The sequence below is a fragment of the Cupriavidus mimosae genome (assembly GCF_023952485.1).
GTDB classification, from domain to species: domain Bacteria; phylum Pseudomonadota; class Gammaproteobacteria; order Burkholderiales; family Burkholderiaceae; genus Cupriavidus; species Cupriavidus taiwanensis_C.
Genome location: NZ_JALHRY010000043.1, coordinates 1 through 6386 on the forward strand (window position 1 = coordinate 1; position 6386 = coordinate 6386).

The following is a 6386-nucleotide window of genomic DNA, read 5'->3' on the forward strand; positions in this document are numbered from 1 at the left end:
TGTAGTCGCGAATCTCTTTGAGATTCTTGCAGCTAGCATCTGGCGCTGCTCGCTTACTGGGGATGGAAGAATGTCGGCATCGCTCTCCATAGCTTGAGAGAGTCTCGCCTTAAATTCAGGGTTGTTACTACCCAAGGGTGAGGCGCCGCTGCAAGATGACATGTCAAGATAGATCTTGCCATCGATATCCTCCGCCATCGAGCCCCAGGCGGATTTAAAAATGATGGAAGAGCGGATTTCGCGCTCCCATTCAGCCAAATGGCCAGTGGATCCAGAACAGGACATTTAGTTTTCCTTTTCGGCGAGTGACAGCGCCATTCGTTTTGCGTTGGCCATTATGGTATGCGTGGGATGGCTATTTCCGGCGAAATTCATAACGGAGCCATCCATAACATAGATGTTCGTTAGCCCGTGAATCTTGCCGCAGTGATCCACGACTGATGTCTTTGGAAAAGAACCCGCACGCATGGTGCCGTGTAGATGTGAACTGCCTTTGCCTCGCGAGAAAGGCATTCGTTCGATACAGGATGCGCCTAAGCGGCGGAGAGTGTCTTCAGCCCGGTTGGCGAGAAAACTGATTCGTGCCCTATCATTTTCTGAGTTTTTATACGCTATACGGATGTAAGGAATGCCGTGTGGGTCGATGGCGCTGTCAAGCATTACACGGTTGTGTGACCATGGTTCCTCACCAGCGATATAGTGAAGTCGCACGCGACCGATGTTTTCCCCTGGCGAATCCAAATTTGCCTCGTAGATTAACCCCCCAAATCTGCATGGCACGCCAGGGTGCTCATAGAAGTCGTCCGTATACACAGTCGCATGCGGGCCCCAATGCGCAGGAAGCGCGGCTGGATTCTTCACGTAGCCAACGGAGTACCCGCTTATCTTGAATGAGAGGCCGCGCCCTACGAGGTCAGAATCATTTCCAATGCCTGTAGGTGCATGTCGGCTCTTCGAGCGAAGCATTAAAGCCGCCGACTGAATTGCATTTGCACACACAATGACCGCTTTAACGGGGATACGAATCCGCTGCGAGGAAAGCGGCACATAGCACTCAAGGGCTTCTGCGTGGCAGTCGCTTCGGAGCTCGATCGAATTGACAAAGCATCCGTACAGCACCGAAATCGATCCTGGGAAAGCGGAATCGTCTAAAACACTCTTAGCTAGGATGTTGGCCTTTGCATTCGTAGGGCAGACTAGGTGGTTGCAAGAGGAGCATTCAATGCATCCATTGGTGGTTTTGGGTGGCCGGATCGCCAGCGGAACACTCTTTGGCGTGATTCCAAGTTCTCGCATCGCATTGGATATAAGTAGACCTCTTTGGCTTGCTGGATAGGGCTGAAATCCGTACGTACCGCTAATCTCTAAGAGACTTTCGATTTCGGAATAAAAAGGTTCGAGGTCCAGAAGTGAAATGGGCCAATCTATCTCCATGTCAGTCCTAAGGTATTGGGATGCCGAGAGATCTGCTTGACGGTATCTGAACATGATAGCGTTGTAAAATTGCATTCCTCCCCCAACGGCACATGCTGTCCATGGATTTCCATCGGCGCGACCGTGTGGAGATGTTCGTGCCTTACTATAGGTTGCTTGGTTGGGGGCGTATAGCGCACCTGGGGATACCAAGGCTCCATATTCGAGGAGGGCTACGTGGAAACCTTTTTCCGCAAGTGTTCGGGCAGCAATTGAGCCTGAAGCGCCTGAGCCTACGATAACAACATCGAAGCTTGTGTAATCGCGAGATGCGGTCGCCGCAATGTGTTTGATGTCTGTCATGTGCAATTCTGTCCTTTTTGGGAAGGGATGTTAGCGCGGGCCAGTCGCCGTTGCGCGCGACAGACCTAAGCAATTCTTTGGTACGTTCCACGTAGTGTGGGATGGCAATGCCTGCCAATTTGGTGGCCGGGTGGCGATAGCTAACGTGGAAGCCATCATGAGTGCGTATGAACCAAAAGAACACCTCATCAGGATCAGTGCAGCGGCTACGGAAGACGGCAGTTCCCCAGGTGTTCCAATTGCTCGCACCAGGCGTATGGCGAAGGTCCATGTACGACACCATGAAAGGGTCGCGCAGGGGCTGGCCGAGGAGTTCGGCCACACGGGGCAGCGGAATTCGCGCGATATTCCTCAAGCCGTCTAGCCCTGCTACGGCCGAACGCACCACCTCACCGAAAGAGTCTGTTTGCTTGATGGAGAAGGCCACGGGCCCCATACCAACATACCATCCTATGGAAAATTGGAAGTGCTCCGTCTGTGTATTGACGGGTACCATGGTACGGAATACGTTCGAACTGCAGATTTCTTGGCCCGCTTTGGCAAGGCAGGCTAGCAACCCAGCAAACGAGTTGCCCTCAAGTGTGCGGCAGACTCGACTGAAGGAGAGTGCGTCAGATGCGTTGAGAAGTTCTGTGTATCCGCTTGGCTGATCGGCGGGGCTTTCGGTCGCCTCGCTTACTGAGGCAGGGAACTGAGGTAGCCGGCCGCCGCTCTCGCTGAGAAAGGTCCGCCAGCGCGCTATAGATTCGTGTTCAGCGTTCAACGCACCGGCGGCGCTCCGTTCAGCCTCTGCGAAATCCAAGTAGCTTGGCGGCCGTTCGGGAAGAATGGACGCAGCCGTCCTCTGTGAGGACGCGTGTGCTGACGCATACAGTAGTTGAATCTCATACGTAGTATGGAGAATGGAGTAGCAGTCCATTAGGGTGTGGTCTGCGGCGACATAGACGGTGGTTGCTTGTGGACGGCTCACTGTGGCCCAAAGATAGCTAGGCCAGCCTATAGCGAGAACCTCGCTGTCGAACAGATTCTCCAGATATCGTGACAATTTACGTCCATCTGTGAAGTCCGCAGCCGCACTGCGGCGGATTCTCACGGCATCGGCCGGTAGCGTCGTGCGAATAAATCGTTCGCCAGGCGGAAGCGGAAGGGCCACGATGAACTGGCTACGGAGGGCTTCGTGGCGGGTTACCCAGGCACGCAAAGCTTCGGTGAAAGCAACTGCATTGAATTCACCCGGGAGATCGAACATGCAGGCCAGCCAAGACGGCTGCAAGGGACCGTTGCCAGCTGTCTCAAGTGCATACGTGATGTGGGCTTCCTGGACGTAGGAGGGCAGCCGACCGTCGGCTGTCCAATTGGGATTGGACACATGCGGTGCGCAGGGCCGCCAAATGGTGAGGTGGCCCGGAGATAGGATGACCGATAGCATGTCGGCGAACTTCGTGATGAGGCCTGTGTTGGCCGCGAGAAGTAATGGAGGTAGCCGTTCTTAAGTGTCTGCCCCCACGAACTGCGGTGTACACACGGATTGCAGAGGGGATGCCCAGATCCACCCAGCGGCTCCGGCAATGAGGGCTCCGCTAAGCAGTAACGTCGCGCGGGCGCCGAGCCATGTTCCACAGGCGCCGCCTAACACGGCTCCGACTGGAGCAAGGGCCGCACTATGGTCCGGATGCTTGCGTTTACACGGCCGTGCAGTTGCGGCGGAGCCAAGGCGTAGCGGATTGGTGCCTGATGGACGCTGTAGACCTGCTTGCCGATCCACAATACAAATTGCGACAGTCCCAATGCAAGCCATCCTGGCACTTCGAGCAGCGGGGTTAGCATTGCGCCAACGGCACTGGTGAGGAGCGCTGCTATTAACACGCGACCCAAGCCTAACGTTCGAGCAAAAGGACGTGCAAGCAAAGTACCGATAACACTTCCGATTGCAGCGATGCCTGAGACGGTCCCGATCGTTGTGGCGTTCAGCCCTAAGCCCTCGGTTAGATACAGCAGAAAGACGGCGGAGTAGGCACTGTACCAAAATATGGGAGTACCGGTAGCAAAGGTGATTGCGCGGAGTTTGGGAGTACGTAACACGAATAGCGCGCCCTCTGCAGCTTCCGAGAGAACGCGTTCAAGGATGCTCCTAGTGTCGTAGTCACTTGTCATCGACGCGCTTGTTGTCGGCGCTATTATCACGTATGGGAGCAGCGCCGTCACCAGAAGGAACGACGCCGCATCTGCCAGTATCGCGATAGGTGCCGAAAGCGAATAGATCAACCAGCCTGCGAGCGGAGGACCAAGTACCAATGCCGCTGATTGTCCTAGTTCTATCCAGCTCTGAGCCTGTACAAGTTGTTGGGGCGGCACGACAGTTGGCACACATGCCAAAAAGGCCACGTCGGCAATCACCGTAAGCCCGCCCATCAGTGTAGCAACGGTGTAGAGATGGGGCATGCCGACGTAGCCGATAAGCAAAGCAGATACAGGTACTGTGGCCAACGTTAGCGCCATTATCCAATTTGCCGTAATCAGAAGGATTCGATGTGAGAATCGATCGGCGAAGACGCCGGCAAGCGGGCCTAGCGGAAGGTACGGGGCACGTCCACATGCAAGCAAGAAGCCTGTCTCGAGTGATCCTGCTTGGTGTAGTTGGATCGCGGTCAGAGGTAGGGCGATGAGCGTCACTTGGGCGCCGACGCGGGAAACCATCTGGCCTAGGAGAGATAGAAGCTGCCGGGCAAGCGTTGTCGTCGCGTTTGCGTTGCCACTGGAATCACTCCCTGCTCGAGAGAGTCGGCACGGACAGCGTGTAGACGAATTTCCTGCTAAGCGTTCGAACTGCTCAACCTCCTGAGGCGTGAGGTCGCGCACGTACCGCCCAATACATCTGGTGTATAGGGGTTGAGCAGCTGCGTCAGCTGAGGGATGGCCCCAGGGTTTGTCGAAAAGCGCGTGCTCGTGCTCTGCGTGATGCAGAACCCTCTCACTCCATCCCAAGCCCAGGTACTCCAGCATCCGTGCAGCTGTCTCACGCGGGGCGGTGACCAGATCCTCATATCGCACTTGGAGATAGCGACCACTGGGCGCACCCAAGTGTGCCTTGGTGACGACATTTATCCGGCCTTGGACCGCCTCGCCGATAGTCCGATGGTCCCACCCAGAAACCTTTTCATGGGATGCTGCCACGTCGCGGCCATCGCGAATGATGTGGATAAAATGTGCTTGCGGCCAAATGGCGGCATATTTGCAGAGGTTCTGGATCCGTCGCTGAAGCTTTAGACCCCATCGCTTCGCCCCGGTCTGTTGTCGCCGGAACTCGCCGATAGAGTCGATAAGCAGACAGCGATCCTCTAGTGTAGCCAGGACGGTTCCACGCTCCGCAATCACACGCGTCACCAATGTCTTTACGTCGTCTCGGTCCAAGGCCGAACGTTCACACTGCCAGACGAAGTGCACGCCCTCGAACCATTCAGGGTCGATGGCTTCCTTCGTCGTACCGATAACCCGTGGATCCCGACACGCCATCAAGGCGCATACTTCAAGGATATGTGAGCCAAGGTTGATTGGCTCCGTGAAATCGATTTCCGGACCTACGACCAAATCCGGATGCGCGTCGAGCAGAATGCTAAGCAAGGTTGTACCGGAGCGGTCTTCGCCCCCCAAAAGGACAGGGTCAGAACGTAGAGGGACTAAAGTGTGGTCTGGTGAGGAGTTAAACATGGGCCTGGAGGGCAAGAAAGAACATGGCGGCCCAACAATTAGCGCTGCTGTTCATTTGTCAAAACAGTGAGCACTGGGACCAATTGCGGCCGAGTCAACACCATTAGTGCAAGCGCTGTGCCTGGGAGCGGTTTAGAGCAAAACTACACTGCACGCTGGTATGGAGGCCCTTGCTTTCGTTCTGCGCGGTGCAAAGTGCTGTTGAAATTGTTGCAATTTGTCCCCTACTGAACATTGTCCATCTCGCAGGGCGGACTAAAGTTCCGCATCTAAAAATAGACAATTCTATTGCTTGCCTATAGCCCGAGAGTCAGCGGCACACGGGATTTTTATCGGAAGCCGAAGTTTCATGCTGCTAAACCGGTCCTGCGAAGCCGCCGCAGGAATGTATATGGAACGAGGTTACAAATGTCTTGCGCTATTCAGTGCGCTGGGGCTAGCTAGCGCCATGTTGTCCGAGGATCGGACATAGCGACCTGTGTACAGGTTGCCTCCCCACTGTGTGTTGATGTCTATCAATATGCAGCTTTTTTTGGCCGACTCCTGACTGGGCGTGGCATGTACTTTGCATATTCCGATCGAGATGTTTTTGATACTCGAGATGTTTTTGAAAAAACTGAATGCGTTGGTCAGAATGATCATCGATGGCAACATCATGGAGCACGTGTTACTCGGGGTGGTAGTGATTGTTCTTGCCGTCACCCTTGTTGTGCCTATGTGTAAGCCAAGGGGCGCGCGGGGTTCGTGCTTCCGTCTTCCGGGAGTGCCTCCAACCCAACCTCATTACACACTGGTGCTCTGCAGAAAGTCGTTTACGGTCAATGACATAGCGGGTGGGGTTGTAAACTCTTTCGGAATGTCGTTCACTCTTGCAATTTGGGCGGCACATGCAGCGAGAGGCG

At 55.0% G+C, this 6386-nt stretch carries 4 protein-coding genes and 1 pseudogene; 1 reads left to right on the forward strand and 4 read right to left on the reverse strand.

From position 1 onward, the window contains the following. From MKD50_RS29780 to MKD50_RS29795, 4 genes and pseudogenes are all read right to left on the reverse strand, one after another. Positions 1-285, reverse strand: a 285-nt coding sequence (locus MKD50_RS29780; RefSeq protein ID WP_252669737.1) for an aminotransferase, incomplete at its 3' end; no start/stop codon positions are given. After that, positions 286-1776: a GMC oxidoreductase gene (locus tag MKD50_RS29785; RefSeq protein ID WP_012354791.1), complete on the reverse strand. Its 1491-nt coding sequence runs from the start codon at positions 1774-1776 to the stop codon at positions 286-288. Positions 1777-2095: 319 nt separating this feature from the next. Next, a pseudogene (locus MKD50_RS29790) lies at positions 2096-3205 on the reverse strand (condensation domain-containing protein); the annotation flags it as partial. A gap of 200 nt (positions 3206-3405) precedes the next feature. After that, the gene (locus MKD50_RS29795; RefSeq protein ID WP_012354789.1) at positions 3406-5484 is read right to left on the reverse strand and encodes an MFS transporter; all 2079 of its coding nucleotides are present in this window, start codon (positions 5482-5484) and stop codon (positions 3406-3408) included. A 565-nt stretch (positions 5485-6049) separates the two neighbouring features. Here MKD50_RS29795 and MKD50_RS29800 point away from each other — a divergent pair. Then, the coding region (locus tag MKD50_RS29800) for a hypothetical protein (RefSeq protein WP_116344652.1) at positions 6050-6386 on the forward strand (337 nt) is incomplete at its 3' end.

Coding starts and splice junctions, on each gene's coding strand:
- MKD50_RS29795 (WP_012354789.1), bottom strand. CDS start 5,484: ATGTTTAACTCCTCACCAGACCACACTTTAGTCCCTCTACGTTCTGAC.
- MKD50_RS29785 (WP_012354791.1), bottom strand. CDS start 1,776: ATGACAGACATCAAACACATTGCGGCGACCGCATCTCGCGATTACACA.